This is a genomic window from Burkholderia sp. 4M9327F10, from assembly GCF_005503145.1.
Lineage (GTDB): Bacteria > Pseudomonadota > Gammaproteobacteria > Burkholderiales > Burkholderiaceae > Paraburkholderia.
This window is the reverse complement of the sequence record NZ_SCNV01000059.1, coordinates 36609-52006: the sequence shown is the minus strand read 5'-3', so window position 1 is coordinate 52006 and position 15398 is coordinate 36609. Positions and strand designations below refer to the sequence as shown.

The window sequence follows — 15398 nt, the reverse complement described above, 5'->3', positions numbered from 1 at the left end:
GTGGTGATCGCCTCGATGATCGGCGCACGCGGGCTGGGTGAAGATGTGCTGGCGGGCATCCAGACGCTCGATGTCGGCAAGGGCACGCAGGCCGGGATTGCCATCGTGATCCTCGCGATCGTGATCGACCGCATCAGCCAGGGCTACGGACAGGACCGCCGCACGCGACGCCTGATGTCGCTGCGCCGCCGCGCCAAGGCGGTGTCGCGCGTGCCGTACAAGGTCGCGGCGACCGAAGCCGGGGCGGACGAAGCCGCTCACGGCGATGCCGGCCAGAGCGGGCTTGAAACCCGTCCGGCGAAGTAAGACAGCGGTCAGCGGGCCCCGCCATCCCCGGCCACGGCCGGAAAATCAGGGACCGCGTTGCATGGGACCGGAGCCACGCCCGAAAGCGCGGACTCCGGTCGACACAGGAGACAGACATGGCAGCAATCGAAGTCAAACACGTCTACAAGCTGTTCGGCCCCGAGACCGGCCACGCACGCGTGCTTGACCTGCTCAAAGGCGGCAAGGGCAAGGCCGACGTGCTCGCGCAGACCGGCTGCAACGTCGGCCTGAACGACGTCAGCCTGAGCATCGGCTCGGGCGAGATCTACGTGATCATGGGCCTGTCGGGCTCCGGCAAGTCCACACTCGTGCGCCACTTCAACCGGCTGATCGAGCCGACCGCGGGCGAGATCGTGATCGACGGCTCGGACGTCATCAAGCTCAACCCGCACGGCCTGCGCGAGCTGCGCCGCTACAAGGTCAGCATGGTGTTCCAGAACTTTGGCCTGCTGCCGCACCAGACCGTGCTCGACAACACGGCCTACGCGTTGCGCACCCGTGGCGAGGGCAAGGCCGAGGCGAATGAAAAAGCACGCACGTGGCTCGGCAAGGTGGGCCTGAACGGCTACGGCGAGCACTATCCGGACGAACTGTCGGGAGGCATGCGCCAGCGCGTGGGCCTCGCTCGCGCGCTCGCCGCCGACACCGACGTGCTGCTGATGGACGAGGCGTTCAGCGCGCTCGATCCGCTGATCCGCACGGAAATGCAGGACCAGTTGCTGCAGTTGCAGGCCACGCTGAACAAGACCATCGTGTTCATCACGCATGACCTGGACGAGGCGCTGCGCATCGGCAACCGCATTGCGATCCTGCGCGACGGCACGCTGGTGCAGGAAGGCACGCCGAACGAGATCCTCACGCGCCCGGCCGACGACTATGTGCGGCGTTTCGTGGAGCGGCGCGCGGGCGTGCAATGACCCGCAATCGGTGAGCGGGACGCCGAAGCGCGGACGACGGGTAGAATGCACGCGAAGCGACGGGCTGCGGTCCGTCGCCTGCTTTTCGCCCTGCCGTTCTCTCGCTCCCCATGAATCTCGAAAGCGTTCTTTTCACCCAGGGTTTCGGCTCACGACGTCAATGCCGTACGCTGATCGCCGATGGCCGCGTGACGATTAACGGCGTTGTCCACGACGACCCGGATGCCGACCTCTCGACCGAGGCGCTCAACTTCACGGTCGACGGCACCACCTGGCCCTACCGCGAACACGCCTACCTGCTGCTCAACAAGCCCGCGGGCTATGAGTGCTCGCGCGAACCGCAGCACCACCTGAGCGTGTTCAACCTGCTGCCGCCGCAATTCGCCGAGCGTGGCGTGCAATGCGTAGGCCGGCTCGATCAGGATACGACCGGGCTGCTGCTGCTCTCCGACGACGGCAAGTTCGTCCACGCCTTCACCTCGCCCAAACGCAAGGTGCCGAAGGTCTACGTCGCGACCACCCGCCACCCGCTCGACGATGCGCAACTCGGCGCGTTGCGCACCGGCGTGCTGCTGCACGGCGAACCGAAACCGATTGCCGCGGTCGCCGCGCAGGCGCGCAGCGAACACGCGCTGGAACTCACCGTGCTGGAAGGCAAATACCACCAGGTCAAGCGGATGGTTGCGGCGGCAGGCAACCGCGTCGAGGCGCTGCATCGCGAGCGGATCGGCGGCCTCAGCCTGCCTGCGACGCTCGCCGTTGGCGCATGGCAATGGCTCGACGAAGCCGACCTCGGATCTTTACGGAGCGGGTAAACAAGTAACGATCAGGTAACCGGCAGCAAACCGAACCGCACAGCCCCGCAGCGTCGGGCGCCCCGCGTGCGCAGCCCAACCGAGGGCTTCCTCTATCAGCCCTTTTCCGCGCTATTTGCGCTGCGTCGCAGCATGCCCTTCCTGACAAGTCGCTTTATACTCGATTAAACAACGAGTACAAAGGTTTCAGGGAGGAGCGCCATGATCACCCACACTTCGTTCGAGATCTCGGCCGCGATGATTGCGTTTGTCTGCATGGCGGCAGTCGTGGTCGGCGTTCTGCTGGTCGTGATGCATCTGCGCCACAAGTATCATCCGAGCCTGATCGGTGCGCTGATCGGCGCCATGCTGTGCTTCCTGTTGCTGGAAGCACTGCCGGCGCTCACCTGAGATTGATCTGCATGCCTTACGGTGCACAGAGCGGTGCACACGGCGGCGCACGTGGCGCTTACGGAGTTTATGGCACTGCATCAGCGGGCGGGATTGGTCCGCCGGTTATCGCGTTAGCGTGCGCACTCTGCAGAAAATCCGCCACGGTCGGATAGCGCAACTGCACCCGCAACTCGCGCTTCATCCGCTCATTCACGAGCCGCCGCGATTCACGCATGAACGACAACATCATCGGGTCGATCTGCGCCTCGGCCTGCGCCCGGGAAATGCGCGGCGCGCGCTCGAGATCATACGCGTCAGCCACCAGATCAAAGTACTCGCCCATTTTCAAGGTCGTATCGTCCGCGGCATGCACCACCCGCCCGCGCCGGCCGAGCCTCATCATCCGCACCAGAATCGCGGCGAGATCGTCGGCGTGGATGTGGCTCGTGTAGACGTCGTCGGCTTCGGTCAACGCGGGGGTACGCTTGTGCAGCCGCGCCAGCGGCAAGCGGTTGCCCGCGTAGATGCCGGGAATGCGCGCAATGCTCGCCTGCACGGCGCCGCGCGCAGTCGCGCGGCGCAATTGCTGTTCCGCCGAGACACGCCGCATCGCCCGTGGATTGGCCGGACGCACCGTACGCGTTTCGTCGATCAGCGCGCCGCCGCAGTCGCCGTATACCCCCGTCGTGCTGGCGTAAACCATACGCACCGGAGGCCGCGAAGCAGCGGAGCGCCCTACCCCGTCGGGTACAATATTGGCTGTTTTGCGTTCCATCCATGCACCGCGAAGGCGGCGCAAACGCGCTACCGGCGTGACCGCACTGCGTGCAGGCCCGTAGCGGCGGGCGCCAAGGGCGCCAAGCAACGCCCGTGTCCGGCGATCGTCGTCGCCGGTCTTTTGCGGCGGGGCCAGATGCAGCACTATCGGCGCGATGCCCGCCAGCCGCTTCAGGCTGCGGGGGACATCGAGATCGCCGACAAGCGGCGTTACGCCCGCCGCGCGCAATTCGGCGCAACGGGCCGGCTGGGTCGTAAGCGCAAACAGATGCGCGCGCGGCTGCAGCAACGCGGCGCAACGCATGCCGACATCGCCGCAGCCCACAATGAGCACGCGCCGGCGGCGCAAGTTTCGTGTGGATTTCATGGTGGACGCATTGTAGCCGTCAGGGGCGGCTCGCACCGATTACCGACTCTTCGAACTCGAATACGCTATGGCATTTAATGTAACCCTCCGGCAAAGCGGCCGGCAGTTTCAGGTAGAACCCGATGAACCCGTCCTGACCGCGGCCCTGCGCCAGGGCGTCGGTCTGCCGTACGGCTGCAAGAACGGCGCCTGCGGCTCCTGCAAGGGCACCGTGGTCAGTGGCGAAGTCGAACAGCGCCAGCATTCGTCGTCAGCCCTGTCGAACGACGAAAAAACCCGCGGCATGGCGCTGTTCTGCTGCGCCACGCCGTGTTCCGATCTGGAGATCGACATCCGTGAAGTCGCGGGTGTGGGCGACGTGCAGGTCAAGAAGTTGCCGTGCCGTGTGAACGCGATCGAACGCAAGGCCGACGACGTCGTCGTATTGAAGCTGCAACTGCCCGCCAACGAGCGTTTGCAATATCTCGCCGGCCAGTATCTCGAGTTCATCCTGAAGGACGGCAAGCGCCGCAGCTATTCGATGGCGAATGCGCCGCACGTCGAAGGTCCGATCGAGCTGCACATCCGTCATATGCCCGGCGGCGCGTTCACTGATCACGTCTTCAACTCCATGAAAGAGCGCGACATCCTGCGCTTCGAAGCGCCGCTCGGCACCTTCTTCCTGCGCGAAGATTCGGACAAGCCGATCGTGCTGCTCGCCTCCGGCACGGGCTTCGCGCCGCTGAAGGCTATCGTCGAGCACGCGGTGTTCAAGAATCTCGAGCGGCCGATGACGCTGTACTGGGGCGCACGCCGCAAGAAAGACCTCTACCTGCTCGATCTGGCCGAGCAATGGGCGCGCGAGATCCCGAACTTCAAGTTCGTACCGGTGCTCTCTGAACCGGACCCGAGCGACGCGTGGACGGGCCGCACCGGCTTCGTTCATCGCAGCGTCATCGAAGACCTGCCAGACTTGTCGGGTTATCAGGTGTACGCCTGCGGCGCACCGGTGATGGTCGAGTCGGCGCAGCGCGATTTCACGCAGCACCACGGCCTGCCGGAAGACGAGTTCTACGCGGATTCCTTCACGAGCGCAGCCGACCTCGCGAACCCGGTTTAACCGGCCAACCCTTACCAGGATTGGCTGCATCAGCCTGACTAGCCTGCCCGGCGGACTAAAAAATCCGCCGCAGGCGAAATTCATGGTTTACACCGGTGCTCGCGTTGTCGTATTCTTTCGCGCATGAACCGCATCCAGTCCGAACTTCGACGTCGCCGCTCGCTGCTCCCTTAGGGACGCCGCCGGCTTCGTCACGGATTCGCGCCAGTCAGGCGCATGTTGTTCGAATCATGAAAGCCACGGCATGCCGTGGCTTTTTTGTTTTTTCCGCCCCCTTTTTGTTCCTTCACCCTTGCAACGCCCGGAGCCTGCCGCCATGAATTTCAATGAGTATCCCGTCGAGTCGCTGATGTACATCACCAACCGGCCCGAGATCGTCTTCACGCACGGCAAGGGCTCGTGGATCTACGACAACACCGGCAAGCGCTACCTCGACTTCATCCAGGGCTGGGCGGTCAACAGCCTCGGACACTGCAACGAAGGCATGATCGAGGCGCTGAACAAGCAGGCGCAACTGCTGATCAACCCGTCGCCGGCCTTCTACAACGCGCCGATGGCACAGCTCGCGGGCCTGCTCACACAACATAGCTGCTTCGACAAGGTGTTCTTCGCCAACAGCGGCGCCGAAGCGAACGAAGGCGCGATCAAGCTGGCGCGCAAGTGGGGCAAGAAGCACAAGGACGGCGCCTACGAGATCATCACGTTCGATCACAGCTTCCACGGCCGCACGCTCGCCACCATGTCGGCAAGCGGCAAGCCGGGCTGGGACACGATCTACGCACCGCAAGTGCCGGGCTTTCCGAAGGCCGACCTGAACGATATCGGCTCGGTTGAAAAGCTCATCAACGGCAAGACCGTCGCGGTGATGCTCGAACCGATCCAGGGCGAAGGCGGCGTGATCCCGGCGACGCGCGAATTCATGCAGCAACTGCGCGCGCTGACGCAGAAGCACAACATCCTGCTGATCGTCGACGAAGTGCAAAGCGGCTGCGGGCGCGCCGGCACGCTGTTCGCCTACGAACTGTCGGGCATCGAGCCGGACATCATGACGCTCGGCAAGGGTATCGGCGGCGGCGTGCCGCTGGCGGCGCTGCTCTGCAAGGCGGCAGTCGAAGTGTTCGAGGCCGGCGACCAGGGCGGCACCTACAACGGCAATCCGCTGATGACGGCGGTGGGCTACTCGGTGATCTCGCAACTGACCGCGCCGGGTTTCCTCGAAGGCGTGCGCGCCCGCGGCGAGTATCTGCGCGCGAAGCTGCTCGAACTGTCGGAAGAGCGCGGTTTTGCGGGCGAACGTGGTGAAGGCCTGCTGCGTGCGCTGCTGCTCGGCAAGGACATCGGCAACCAGATCGTCGAGAAGGCCCGCCTCATGCAGCCGGACGGTTTGCTGCTCAACGCCGCGCGTCCGAACCTGTTGCGCTTCATGCCGGCCCTGAACGTAACCACCGAAGAAATCGACCAGATGATGGCCATGCTGCGCTCGATTCTCGACACCCTGTAATTCGCCCGGAGCACACATGACGATGACGACGACCACACCGCTCTCGATCCGCTGCTTCGAAACCAGCGACACCGATGCCGTGGTCGCGTTGTGGCAAGAGGCGTTTCCGGAGTACCGGGACGTGACGAGGCCACAGCGCAATCCGCACCTGTCGATCGCCAACAAGATGACAACGCAGCCGGAGCTGTTCTTTGTCGCCGTGCTCGACGCACGTGTGGTCGGCACGGTGATGGCGGGCTATGACGGCCACCGCGGCTGGATGTATTCGCTCGCGGTGGACACGGCGTATCGGCGGCATGGCATCGCCAGGCGCCTCGTCGCGCATGCGGAAGCGGCGCTGACTGCACTTGGTTGTCCGAAGGTGAATCTGCAAGTGCTGTCAGCGAAGGAGGATATCCGTGCTTTTTATGAGGCGCTCGGGTATCGGGCGGACGCTGTGATCAGCATGGGCAAGCGGCTGGGGCAGTTCGCCGACCCCGCGCCTGGTGCGGCTGAAACAGCAACGTCGCCTTCTGCTGCTTGATTGCGGTTGATTCCGCTTGATTCCGTCTGCCAGGCCGCCCTCGTCATGCGAGGCCCGGCTAAAATAACAAAGGCCGCATGCTCAAACGACGCATGCGGCCTTTTTCTTGCGCAGGTCAGAGTGGCTTGTTCAGCCACCCAGTTCCTGTGACGGGTTACTCACCCAGCTCATTCAGCCAGCTTACTCACCCAGATAAGCAGCCCGCACCTTCGGATCATCGAGCATCTGCTTCGCGTCGCCGGACATGGTCACGAGCCCCGAGTCCATCACGTAGCCGCGATTCGCTGCCTGCAGCGCGAGACGCGCGTTCTGCTCGACCAGCAGCACCGTCATACCTTCGGCCGAGATCGCCCGCACCACTTCGAAGATCTTCTCGACCATGATCGGCGAGAGACCCATCGACGGCTCGTCGAGCAACAACAGCTTAGGCTTGCTGATGATCGCACGCGCCATAGCCAGCATCTGCTGCTCGCCACCCGACAACGTGCCCGCGTATTGCGTAGCGCGTTCCTTCAGGCGCGGGAAGAAGCCGAACATACGATCGACGTCCGCCTTGATGCCGTCCGAGTCGTTACGCAGATAAGCACCCATCTGCATGTTCTCGACAATCGACATGCGCGAGAAGATGCCGCGGCCTTCCGGCACCATCGCGAGACCGCGCTTGAGCAACTCATGCGCGGGCAGGCCCTTGATGGACTCGCCCATGTACTCGATGTCGCCCGCAGCGTAGGCCTTCAGGCCCGTGATCGCCTTCATCGTCGTGGTCTTGCCTGCGCCGTTCGCGCCGATCAGCGTGACCAGCTCGCCCTGCGCAACTTCCAGATCGATGCCCTTGACTGCCTGAATGCCGCCGTAATTGACCTGCAGGCCCTTGATTTTCAACATTGCCGTAGCCATCAGTGGACCCCCGCACCCAGATATGCCTCAATCACCTTCGGATCCTTCTGCACGTCTTGCGGCAGACCCTGGGCGATCACCTTGCCGTAATCGAGCACTGTCATGTTGTTGCACAGCCCCATCACCAGTTTCACATCGTGTTCAATCAGCAGGATCGTCTTGCCGTCGCTGCGGATCTTGTCGAGCAGCTTGGTCAGTTCGACCTTTTCCGTTGCGTTCATGCCGGCGGCCGGTTCGTCCAAGGCCAGCAGCTTCGGATCGGTTGCCAAAGCACGGGCAATTTCCAGACGGCGCTGGTGGCCGTACGACAGGTTGCGCGAGGTGTAGTCCGCGTATTGCAGCACGCCGACGTACTCCAGCAGTTCGAGCGCGCGTTCCTTGATCTCGCGCTCTTCCTTGCGCTCAGCCGGCGTCTGGAACACGGCGCCAAGCAGGCCATGCTTGGTGCGCACGTGACGGCCCACCATCACGTTTTCCAGCGCGGTCATGCCGCCGAACAGACGGATGTTCTGGAAGGTCCGCGCAATCCCGGCCTTCGCGACCTGGTACACCGCAGTCGGCGTGTAGTTCTCGCCGTCCAGCTTGAAGTCGCCGGAGTCCGGCGTATACAGGCCCGTGATCACGTTGAAGAACGTGGTCTTGCCTGCGCCGTTCGGGCCGATCAGGCCATAAATCTCGCCGGCCTTGATTTCGAGGCCAACGTCGGACAGTGCCTGCAGGCCGCCAAAGCGTTTGTTCACGCCTTTGACGGACAGGCGGATTTGTTTGTCGCTCATTGAAGTTCTCCTAGTCCTGTCAGGCCTCAGGCGCGCACCGGCTTCTTGCCGTTGCGCTTTGCCAGTTTCGCAATCTTGTCCTCGTGCTTCGGTGCGGGCCACAGGCCTTCCGAGCGGTACAGCATGATGAGAACCATCGCGAGACCGTACAGCAACTGACGGATCACTTCGGTATCGACAATTTCATGGCCGAAGATGGCGTTTTGCAGCGGACCCATCGTCGAGCGCAGGAATTCCGGGAACACAGCGAGCAGCACTGCACCAAGAATCACACCCGGGATGTGGCCCATACCGCCCAGCACCACGCAGGCCAGCACCACGACCGATTCCCAGAAAGTGAACGATTCCGGCGACACGAAACCCTGGAAGCCGCCGAACATCGCGCCCGACAGGCCGCCGAACGACGCACCCATGGCGAACGCCAGCAGCTTCACGTTACGGGTGTTGATGCCCATCGCCTTGGCAGCAATTTCGTCTTCGCGGATCGCGGCCCATGCACGGCCGATACGCGAGTGCTGCAGACGCGTACACACCCAGATCACCAGCAGCGCGCACAGCACGAACAGGTAGTAATACATGTACACCGTCGTGAACTGCAGGCCGAGGAAGCTGTGGGTCTGCGCGAGACTGAAGCCGCCGACCTGCACCGGGTCGATCCCCGTGATCCCCTGCGGGCCGTTGGTGATGTTCACCGGACGGTCGAGGTTGTTCATGAAGATCCGCACGATTTCCCCGAAGCCGAGGGTCACGATGGCGAGGTAGTCGCCACGCAGACGCAGCGTCGGAGCACCGAGCAGCACGCCGAAGATCGCAGCGAGCGCCATGGCGATCGGCACGATGATCCAGAACGGCGTATGCAGGCCGCCCGGGAAGAGATGCGCAATCCATGCGAACTGGTTGCTCAGGTGCGGCGAGGACAGCAGTGCCGTGGTGTAGGCGCCAATCGCATAGAACGCGATGTAGCCCAAATCCAGCAGGCCGGCAAAGCCGACCACCACGTTCAGGCCCAGAGCCAGCATCACGTACAGCATCGCGAAGTCGAGCACGCGCACCCAGTAGTTGCCGCCGGCTGCGCCGATGATGAACGGCGCAGCGATAACCAGGATCGCAGTAATGACGCCGACCGTCAGGGTCTTCGTCATGTTCTTCTCAGGGATGAGCGTCGTGGACGGCTCGATCGGTTGAATTGAGGTCATGTTTTCTGCTCCTTACGCGCGATCTGCAACACGTTCGCCCAACAGGCCCGACGGACGGAACACCAGCACGACGATCAGCACGATGAATGCGAACACGTCCTGGTAATTACTGCCGAACACGCCACCCGTGAGGTTGCCGATGTAGCCCGCACCCAACTGTTCGATCAGGCCGAGCACCACACCGCCGACCATTGCGCCGCCGAGATTGCCGATACCGCCGAGCACGGCCGCGGTAAAGGCCTTCAGGCCGGGGATGAAGCCCATATAGAAGTGAGCGTTGCCGTACTCGGACGCGATCATCACGCCGGCCAGCGCGGCAAGCGCCGAGCCGATCATGAAGGTTGCCGAGATCACGAAGTTCGGGTTCACGCCCATCAGGCTCGCCACGTTCGGATTTTCGGCAATCGCGCGCATGGCACGGCCGAGCTTCGTCTTGTGCACGAGCAGCAGCAGACCGCCCATTACGAGGAACGCCACCACGATGATCGTGATTTCAGTCATCGAAATCACGGCGCCCGGATTGTTGGGTCCGGACTTGATCACGTTGAGCGGATCGGTCGGCAGCAGTTGCGGGAACGGCAGCGGGTTGCGCGACCAGATCATCATGGCGAGCGTCTGCAGCAGGATCGACACGCCGATGGCGGTGATCAGCGGAGCCAGACGCGGCGCGCGGCGCAACGGCCGGTAGGCCACACGCTCGATCGTATAGCCGACCACCGAGCAAACCGCTGCGGCGATGATCAACGCGATGATGAGCGTCGGCACATTGCCTAGCCCCGGAAAGTGGTTCTGAAGCACGCCTATGGCCGAGAGCGCAACCATCGCGCCTACCATCAACACATCGCCGTGAGCGAAGTTGATGATGCCCAAGATGCCGTAAACCATCGTATAGCCCAGTGCGATGATGGCGTAAACGCTGCCAAGCACCAGTCCGTTGAGGATCTGCTGGATGAAGATATCCATTTAATGCTCCTTAGCCCGTGCGACTGGATTTGCGCTCGCCATCAGCCGGTGGGCGGTGATGCTTCGCACAAATCGCAACGGCACTGCGGGTACTGATGTAAAAGACCGGTAAGGGTTATCCGCTACCGGCTCATCTTGCGACTGGGATGCAGTCGCCGGCTTGCCGGAAACGGATGCAAAAACGACACCAATGGGTGGGCCAGGTGCCGTCAGGCTGTACGTCCCGTCATTACATCTCTACGGCGTCGAGGACCGCCTGGTTGCTGTCCTTGAAGTCGTAAAGCGTAATGGCGCCTTCTTTCAAATCACCCTTGTCGTCGAATGCGATGTGGCCGGTTATGCGGTTGTAACCAGCGCGCGGCATCGCAGCCAGCACCTCGGGCGCGTCGATTGAGTGGGCGCGCTTCATTGCATCGACATTCACGCACAACGCTTCATACGTGAACGGCGCGTCACTCTGCACCAGCGTGTGAAAACGGTCTCCGTCCTGCCTGTAGAAAGCCGTTTCCTGGGTCATGTCCGAAAGCACGAATGCCGCCTCCGCACTGACCGGGTTTTGCCCGGCGGATCCCGCCAGCTCCCCCACCTTGACGGTACACACGCCGCCGCCGCCAAGGATTTTTGCCCTGCTACCGGGCGCGGCCGTCTGCTTTGCTGGCCGCCCGCCCGTTGCGTGCATACGGCCGGACTTCATGCCGTCCGGCTGAACACGCTTGATGTTGGTGAGAATGGCCCGGATACCCTTGGCCAGATCATGCGTCGCTTCCCGTGCGACCGTTTTCGCGCTGCTCGCCCTGGCGGTATGCGCAGACTCGCCTGCGCTCCCCTTGCTATCGGCGGCCACATCGGCCGTTGGCGCGATGCGGTGCGCATCCAGCTCCGGCTGGATCTTCTGACAGACGACTGTCAGCCCCTGCGTGGTGATCTCCTCAACCGCCAATCGCGCCCCGTTTTCGTTGTCTTTGCCGAGTTGGGCAATACTTCCCGTTAGTCGGGTCACATGGCCAATCATGACGATCGGCATCTTGCTTGCCGGCGCCTCTATCATCGTCACAGCGGATTCGCCCGCGCCTGCCATACCAACGCTCTTTTTGCTGCACGCGGTCAGCATCTCAACCGCGGCCGGGATGGACACGGCGTAAGCAAACTTGACTCGCATTGGGTAGGTCTCCAGCGCCTTGCTAAATCCAGCGTTCGAGGCCCGGAGGCCTTGAGAACGCGCGCATTGTAACTCCAATTATGCGATGGGCAATATTGTTGAAACGGCAGGGTTTTCCTGCATTGCAACCTCATTTTGAGAACAATATTCGGATAAAGGCGCAACCTGGTTGCGACAATTTTTCGTGCATCAGTTGCACCATCGTAGACCCAAGCAGCATCAAGTGTTGCAGCGAATACGGTTCAGCCCTGATTTCACCGCGCTGAGCGATAAGTACTACCTTTTGAGATATCGGCAGTACGACGCACAATGTTAGTGCATCAAAAATCGCGAGTGGAGAATATCCCCTCATTAAATGGGGATCGATCATTGCCGGATAGATTAAATAAAATCACCGGGAGGCAAAATTTTTACGTTCCGAGCGTCGCAAAACGGTCCATTTGTATGATCTGACACTTATTTAAAGGACGTGAAGCTATTGTCTGAACAACAAAAAAGCGCGCCCGAGGCGCGCTTTTCTTACAGAAACGTCGGCTGATTGTCAGGCTGGCAAACCCAAGCCCCGCGGCAGCGGAAATGCGATATTTTCCTCGATGCCCTCGAGTGCGCGCACGTTGCGCACACCCAGTTCGCGCAAACGGGCAATCACCGCTTGCGCCAGCACTTCCGGGGCGGAGGCGCCAGCGGTCACACCGATGCGGCGCTTGCCGACGATCCAGGCCGGATCGATCTGGTCGGGTGAATCCACCATATAGGAAGGAATGCCGCGCTTCTCGGCGACTTCGCGCAAGCGGTTCGAGTTCGAGCTGTTCGGGCTTCCCACCACGATCACCACGTCGCACTGCGGCGCCATGAACTTCACCGCGTCCTGGCGGTTCTGCGTGGCGTAGCAGATGTCCTGCTTTTTAGGTTCGCGAATGGATGGGTACTTGGCCTTGAGCGCAGCGATGATCTCCGCCGCGTCGTCGACCGACAGCGTGGTTTGCGTCACGAACGCAATGCGCTCGGGATCGGCGAGCGCGAGTGCCTGGACGTCGGCAATATCTTCGACGAGATACATGCCCTCGCCTGCCTGCCCCATCGTGCCCTCGACTTCCGGATGCCCCTTGTGGCCGATCATCACAATATCGAAGCCATCCTGGCGCATCTTCGCGACCTCGATGTGCACCTTGGTGACGAGCGGGCAAGTCGCGTCATAAACGCGCAGGCCGCGCGACTCGGCTTCCTGGCGCACGGTCTTCGAGACACCATGGGCGCTAAAGATCACCGTATTGCCGGCCGGCACTTCCTCTAACTGCTCGATAAAGATCGCACCCTTCTTGCGCAGATCCTCCACCACATAGGCGTTGTGAACAATCTCGTGACGCACATAGATAGGTGAGCCGTGCAGCTTGATCGCGCGTTCGACGATTTCGATGGCCCGATCGACACCCGCGCAAAAACCACGCGGTTGCGCCAACAGGATCTCGGCTTCGGTCAGAGTCGTATCCGTGGTGCTCATGTTTACAGAATCCCGATGATTTTCACTTCGAACGCCAACGCCTGGCCGGCGAGCGGGTGATTGAAATCGAACAGGGCGGACGTTTCGCCCACTTCCTTCAGCACGCCAGCGTAACGGCCGCCACCCGGCGCGTTGAATTCGACGAGATCGCCGGGAGAAAAATCCTCACCGATCATGCTGTTTTCGCGCAGCGTGGCAAGCGACACCCGCTGCAGCAGTTCCGGGTTGCGCGGGCCGAACGCCTGCTCCGGCGTTAGCTGAAAGGTCGAATGGTGGCCGACCTTCAATCCCAGCAAAATATCTTCCAGCGACGGCGCCAATTGGCCTGCACCCAGCAGCAGCGTGGCCGGCTTTTCCGTGAAGGTGTTGATGACTTCGGCGCCATCGGCAAGCGAAAGCCGGTAATGGAGCGTGACGTGCGAACCGGGTTTCACTTCAGAGATGTCGATGATGCTCATGCAGTACTCGTTCAGTCGGGACGCGCTGCACGCGGGCGCCTTGGGCGCTGCCTGTGCGGGTGGCAAACCGTCATGGCGCCGTGCGCAAAAGTTCTATTGTAAGCCACATATCCAGCGGCGGCTCGCGAGCGTCGTATGCAAGGCCGCTAAGGGTGAGGCGTTCTCACCCACAAACCGGAGAACCATGACATGGACTATTACGCCAGCGTAGGAACGACGGCAAATGCTGCGGGGGACATGGCTACGACAACCGCCCCCGGACGCTCCGCCCCGCGACGGGCGCAGGTGGCGACCGCGCCCCAGCCGCCGCGGCTCGTGCGCAAACACAAGCGCAGCCACCGCGACAAACGCCATATGCCACGCGAGCGCCTGCTCGAATTCGGGCCAGGTACACTGACCGATGCCGAACTGGTCGCGCTGGTACTGGGCTCCGGATTACCGGGGCACAACGTGTTCGGCATCTCCGAATCACTGCTGAAGCGCTTTGGCTCGCTGCGCGCGATGCTCGACGCCACTCCAGAGGATTTCAAGGGACTCCCGGGCATCGGGCCCGCCAAAACGGCGCAGTTGCTCGCCATTCTTGAGCTGGCGCGGCGCTCGCTCGTCGAAAAAATGCGCGAAAAACCGCTGATCGACTCACCGGAAGCGGTCGAGGATTATTTACGCCTGCTGATCGGCTCGCGGCCCCACGAAGTTTTCGTCTGCCTTTTTCTGGATGCTCGCCACCGGTTGATCAGCACCGAGGAAAGCTCACGTGGCTCGCTCACGCGCATGGCGGTCTATCCGCGGGAAATTGTCCGCCGGGCGCTGACAACCAACGCGGCAAGCATGATCGTGGCGCATAATCACCCCTCCGGGGCGGTCAAACCGAGCGCCAGCGACCGGCGGCTGACCCAGGTGCTGCGCGATACCCTCGCGCTGATCGACGTTCAACTGGTCGATCACCTTGTGATCGGCACGCATGAGACATTTTCGTTTGCCAGAGCTGGATGGTCGTAAATCGGCGAGCGGTCAGCGCCGCGGCACCCGCCGCATTGCGGCTGCGGCGCTATCCCGTCCCGCATGGTCAGCCGCAAATAAGGTTTGATTTATCGGCTTTTTTTCTGCTAGAATTCCGGTTTGCCTGTTTCCAACCCTGTTCCGAAGCCATCAAAGGTCTTTCGGGAGATAAGCGACTGAACGCCATCAGCGACCATCGCGGCCCTTCCGGATAACTTTCGCGGCGTCCGAACTCAGAATTAGCGTATTAGGAGTGCTCTCATATGGCACGCGTATGCCAAGTAACTGGGAAAGCGCCGATGAGCGGCAACAACGTTTCCCACGCGAACAACAAAACCAAGCGCCGGTTCCTGCCGAACCTGCAAAACCGCCGTATCTGGGTGGAAAGCGAAAACCGTTGGGTGCGTCTGCGCGTTTCGAACGCCGGCCTGCGTCTGATCGACAAGAACGGCATTGACGCCGTGCTCGCAGACCTGCGCGCACGCGGTGAAGCCTAAGGAGTAAATCATGGCCAAGGGCGCACGCGACAAGATCAAGCTGGAATCGACCGCTGGTACGGGTCACTTCTACACCACGACGAAAAACAAGCGCAACATGCCGGAAAAGATGGAGATCAGCAAGTTTGATCCCGTCGCTCGCAAGCATGTGCCGTACAAGGAAACCAAGATCAAATAAGATCTTGCCTCCTGCTTGTTGACGAAGACAAAAAAGCCCTGCACCTGTGCGGGGCTTTTTGCATTTCAGGCCTTTT

General features: G+C 61.9%; 17 protein-coding genes and 1 pseudogene. 10 read left to right on the top strand and 8 right to left on the bottom strand.

Going from position 1 to position 15398, the window contains the following annotated elements:
* The 4 genes and pseudogenes from FFS45_RS34010 to FFS45_RS33995 all read left to right on the top strand — a co-directional run.
* A pseudogene (locus tag FFS45_RS34010) lies at positions 1-306 on the top strand (proline/glycine betaine ABC transporter permease); the annotation flags it as partial.
* Between the two features lie 116 nt (positions 307-422).
* The gene (locus FFS45_RS34005; protein WP_137959017.1) at positions 423-1244 is read left to right on the top strand and encodes a glycine betaine/L-proline ABC transporter ATP-binding protein; all 822 of its coding nucleotides are present in this window, start codon (positions 423-425) and stop codon (positions 1242-1244) included.
* 110 nt (positions 1245-1354) lie between these two features.
* Positions 1355-2059, top strand: a complete 705-nt coding sequence (locus tag FFS45_RS34000; RefSeq protein ID WP_137959016.1) for a 16S rRNA pseudouridine(516) synthase — start codon at positions 1355-1357, stop codon at positions 2057-2059.
* A gap of 201 nt (positions 2060-2260) precedes the next feature.
* Positions 2261-2449 (top strand): hypothetical protein, encoded by a 189-nt coding sequence (locus tag FFS45_RS33995; RefSeq protein ID WP_137959015.1) that lies wholly within the window; start codon positions 2261-2263, stop codon positions 2447-2449.
* A 67-nt stretch (positions 2450-2516) separates the two neighbouring features.
* On the opposite strand, the gene FFS45_RS33990 is transcribed toward FFS45_RS33995, so the two are convergent.
* Entirely contained in the window at positions 2517-3575 is a 1059-nt protein-coding gene (locus FFS45_RS33990; protein ID WP_137959014.1) for an NAD-dependent epimerase/dehydratase family protein, read from the bottom strand.
* Between the two features lie 67 nt (positions 3576-3642).
* Between FFS45_RS33990 and FFS45_RS33985 the strand changes: the two genes are divergently transcribed.
* The 3 genes from FFS45_RS33985 (at position 3643) to FFS45_RS33975 (ending at position 6698) form a co-directional block, all read left to right on the top strand.
* Positions 3643-4674 (top strand): CDP-6-deoxy-delta-3,4-glucoseen reductase, encoded by a 1032-nt coding sequence (locus FFS45_RS33985; RefSeq protein WP_137959013.1) that lies wholly within the window; start codon positions 3643-3645, stop codon positions 4672-4674.
* A gap of 316 nt (positions 4675-4990) precedes the next feature.
* Positions 4991-6175 carry an acetylornithine transaminase gene (locus FFS45_RS33980; protein WP_137959012.1) on the top strand — a complete coding sequence of 395 codons (1185 nt, stop codon included), beginning with the start codon at positions 4991-4993 and terminating at the stop codon, positions 6173-6175.
* 22 nt (positions 6176-6197) lie between these two features.
* The gene (locus FFS45_RS33975; RefSeq protein WP_137959021.1) at positions 6198-6698 is read left to right on the top strand and encodes a GNAT family acetyltransferase; all 501 of its coding nucleotides are present in this window, start codon (positions 6198-6200) and stop codon (positions 6696-6698) included.
* 180 nt (positions 6699-6878) lie between these two features.
* Here the strand turns inward: FFS45_RS33975 and FFS45_RS33970 are convergent, their stop codons facing one another.
* From FFS45_RS33970 to FFS45_RS33940, 7 genes are all read right to left on the bottom strand, one after another.
* Positions 6879-7595, bottom strand: a complete 717-nt coding sequence (locus FFS45_RS33970) for an ABC transporter ATP-binding protein (protein ID WP_137959011.1) — start codon at positions 7593-7595, stop codon at positions 6879-6881.
* Positions 7595-8371: an ABC transporter ATP-binding protein gene (locus FFS45_RS33965; protein WP_137959010.1), complete on the bottom strand. Its 777-nt coding sequence runs from the start codon at positions 8369-8371 to the stop codon at positions 7595-7597. The genes FFS45_RS33970 and FFS45_RS33965 overlap by 1 nt, the downstream gene beginning before the upstream one ends.
* Before the next feature lie 26 nt (positions 8372-8397).
* Entirely contained in the window at positions 8398-9567 is a 1170-nt protein-coding gene (locus tag FFS45_RS33960) for an ABC transporter ATP-binding protein (protein ID WP_137959009.1), read from the bottom strand.
* A 12-nt stretch (positions 9568-9579) separates the two neighbouring features.
* Positions 9580-10530, bottom strand: a complete 951-nt coding sequence (locus FFS45_RS33955) for a branched-chain amino acid ABC transporter permease (protein WP_137959008.1) — start codon at positions 10528-10530, stop codon at positions 9580-9582.
* A gap of 229 nt (positions 10531-10759) precedes the next feature.
* A complete protein-coding gene (locus FFS45_RS33950; RefSeq protein WP_137959020.1) occupies positions 10760-11689 on the bottom strand; it encodes a hypothetical protein in 930 nt (309 codons plus the stop codon).
* A 541-nt stretch (positions 11690-12230) separates the two neighbouring features.
* On the bottom strand, positions 12231-13190 hold the full coding sequence (gene ispH / locus FFS45_RS33945; protein WP_137959007.1) for a 4-hydroxy-3-methylbut-2-enyl diphosphate reductase: 960 nt from the start codon (positions 13188-13190) through the stop codon (positions 12231-12233).
* 2 nt (positions 13191-13192) lie between these two features.
* Positions 13193-13648 carry a peptidylprolyl isomerase gene (locus FFS45_RS33940; protein ID WP_137959006.1) on the bottom strand — a complete coding sequence of 152 codons (456 nt, stop codon included), beginning with the start codon at positions 13646-13648 and terminating at the stop codon, positions 13193-13195.
* 189 nt (positions 13649-13837) lie between these two features.
* On the opposite strand from FFS45_RS33940, the gene radC reads away from it, so the two are divergent.
* From radC to rpmG, 3 genes are all read left to right on the top strand, one after another.
* Entirely contained in the window at positions 13838-14647 is an 810-nt protein-coding gene (radC, locus tag FFS45_RS33935) for a DNA repair protein RadC (RefSeq protein ID WP_249363034.1), read from the top strand.
* A 263-nt stretch (positions 14648-14910) separates the two neighbouring features.
* On the top strand, positions 14911-15144 hold the full coding sequence (gene rpmB / locus FFS45_RS33930) for a 50S ribosomal protein L28 (RefSeq protein ID WP_007180631.1): 234 nt from the start codon (positions 14911-14913) through the stop codon (positions 15142-15144).
* A gap of 10 nt (positions 15145-15154) precedes the next feature.
* Complete coding sequence (gene rpmG / locus FFS45_RS33925; protein WP_137959005.1) at positions 15155-15322, top strand: 50S ribosomal protein L33; 168 nt, start codon at positions 15155-15157, stop codon at positions 15320-15322.
* The last annotated feature ends 76 nt before the right edge of the window (positions 15323-15398 follow it).

What these genes read in the sequence shown, in the direction of transcription:
- FFS45_RS34005 (WP_137959017.1), top strand. Translation starts at nt 423, where the DNA reads ATGGCAGCAATCGAAGTCAAACACGTCTACAAGCTGTTCGGCCCCGAG.
- FFS45_RS34000 (WP_137959016.1), top strand. Translation starts at nt 1,355, where the DNA reads ATGAATCTCGAAAGCGTTCTTTTCACCCAGGGTTTCGGCTCACGACGT.
- FFS45_RS33995 (WP_137959015.1), top strand. Translation starts at nt 2,261, where the DNA reads ATGATCACCCACACTTCGTTCGAGATCTCGGCCGCGATGATTGCGTTT.
- FFS45_RS33990 (WP_137959014.1), bottom strand. Translation starts at nt 3,575, where the DNA reads ATGAAATCCACACGAAACTTGCGCCGCCGGCGCGTGCTCATTGTGGGC.
- FFS45_RS33985 (WP_137959013.1), top strand. Translation starts at nt 3,643, where the DNA reads ATGGCATTTAATGTAACCCTCCGGCAAAGCGGCCGGCAGTTTCAGGTA.
- FFS45_RS33980 (WP_137959012.1), top strand. Translation starts at nt 4,991, where the DNA reads ATGAATTTCAATGAGTATCCCGTCGAGTCGCTGATGTACATCACCAAC.
- FFS45_RS33975 (WP_137959021.1), top strand. Translation starts at nt 6,198, where the DNA reads ATGACGACGACCACACCGCTCTCGATCCGCTGCTTCGAAACCAGCGAC.
- FFS45_RS33970 (WP_137959011.1), bottom strand. Translation starts at nt 7,595, where the DNA reads ATGGCTACGGCAATGTTGAAAATCAAGGGCCTGCAGGTCAATTACGGC.
- FFS45_RS33965 (WP_137959010.1), bottom strand. Translation starts at nt 8,371, where the DNA reads ATGAGCGACAAACAAATCCGCCTGTCCGTCAAAGGCGTGAACAAACGC.
- FFS45_RS33960 (WP_137959009.1), bottom strand. Translation starts at nt 9,567, where the DNA reads ATGACCTCAATTCAACCGATCGAGCCGTCCACGACGCTCATCCCTGAG.
- FFS45_RS33955 (WP_137959008.1), bottom strand. Translation starts at nt 10,530, where the DNA reads ATGGATATCTTCATCCAGCAGATCCTCAACGGACTGGTGCTTGGCAGC.
- FFS45_RS33950 (WP_137959020.1), bottom strand. Translation starts at nt 11,689, where the DNA reads ATGCGAGTCAAGTTTGCTTACGCCGTGTCCATCCCGGCCGCGGTTGAG.
- ispH (WP_137959007.1), bottom strand. Translation starts at nt 13,190, where the DNA reads ATGAGCACCACGGATACGACTCTGACCGAAGCCGAGATCCTGTTGGCG.
- FFS45_RS33940 (WP_137959006.1), bottom strand. Translation starts at nt 13,648, where the DNA reads ATGAGCATCATCGACATCTCTGAAGTGAAACCCGGTTCGCACGTCACG.
- radC (WP_249363034.1), top strand. Translation starts at nt 13,838, where the DNA reads ATGGACTATTACGCCAGCGTAGGAACGACGGCAAATGCTGCGGGGGAC.
- rpmB (WP_007180631.1), top strand. Translation starts at nt 14,911, where the DNA reads ATGGCACGCGTATGCCAAGTAACTGGGAAAGCGCCGATGAGCGGCAAC.
- rpmG (WP_137959005.1), top strand. Translation starts at nt 15,155, where the DNA reads ATGGCCAAGGGCGCACGCGACAAGATCAAGCTGGAATCGACCGCTGGT.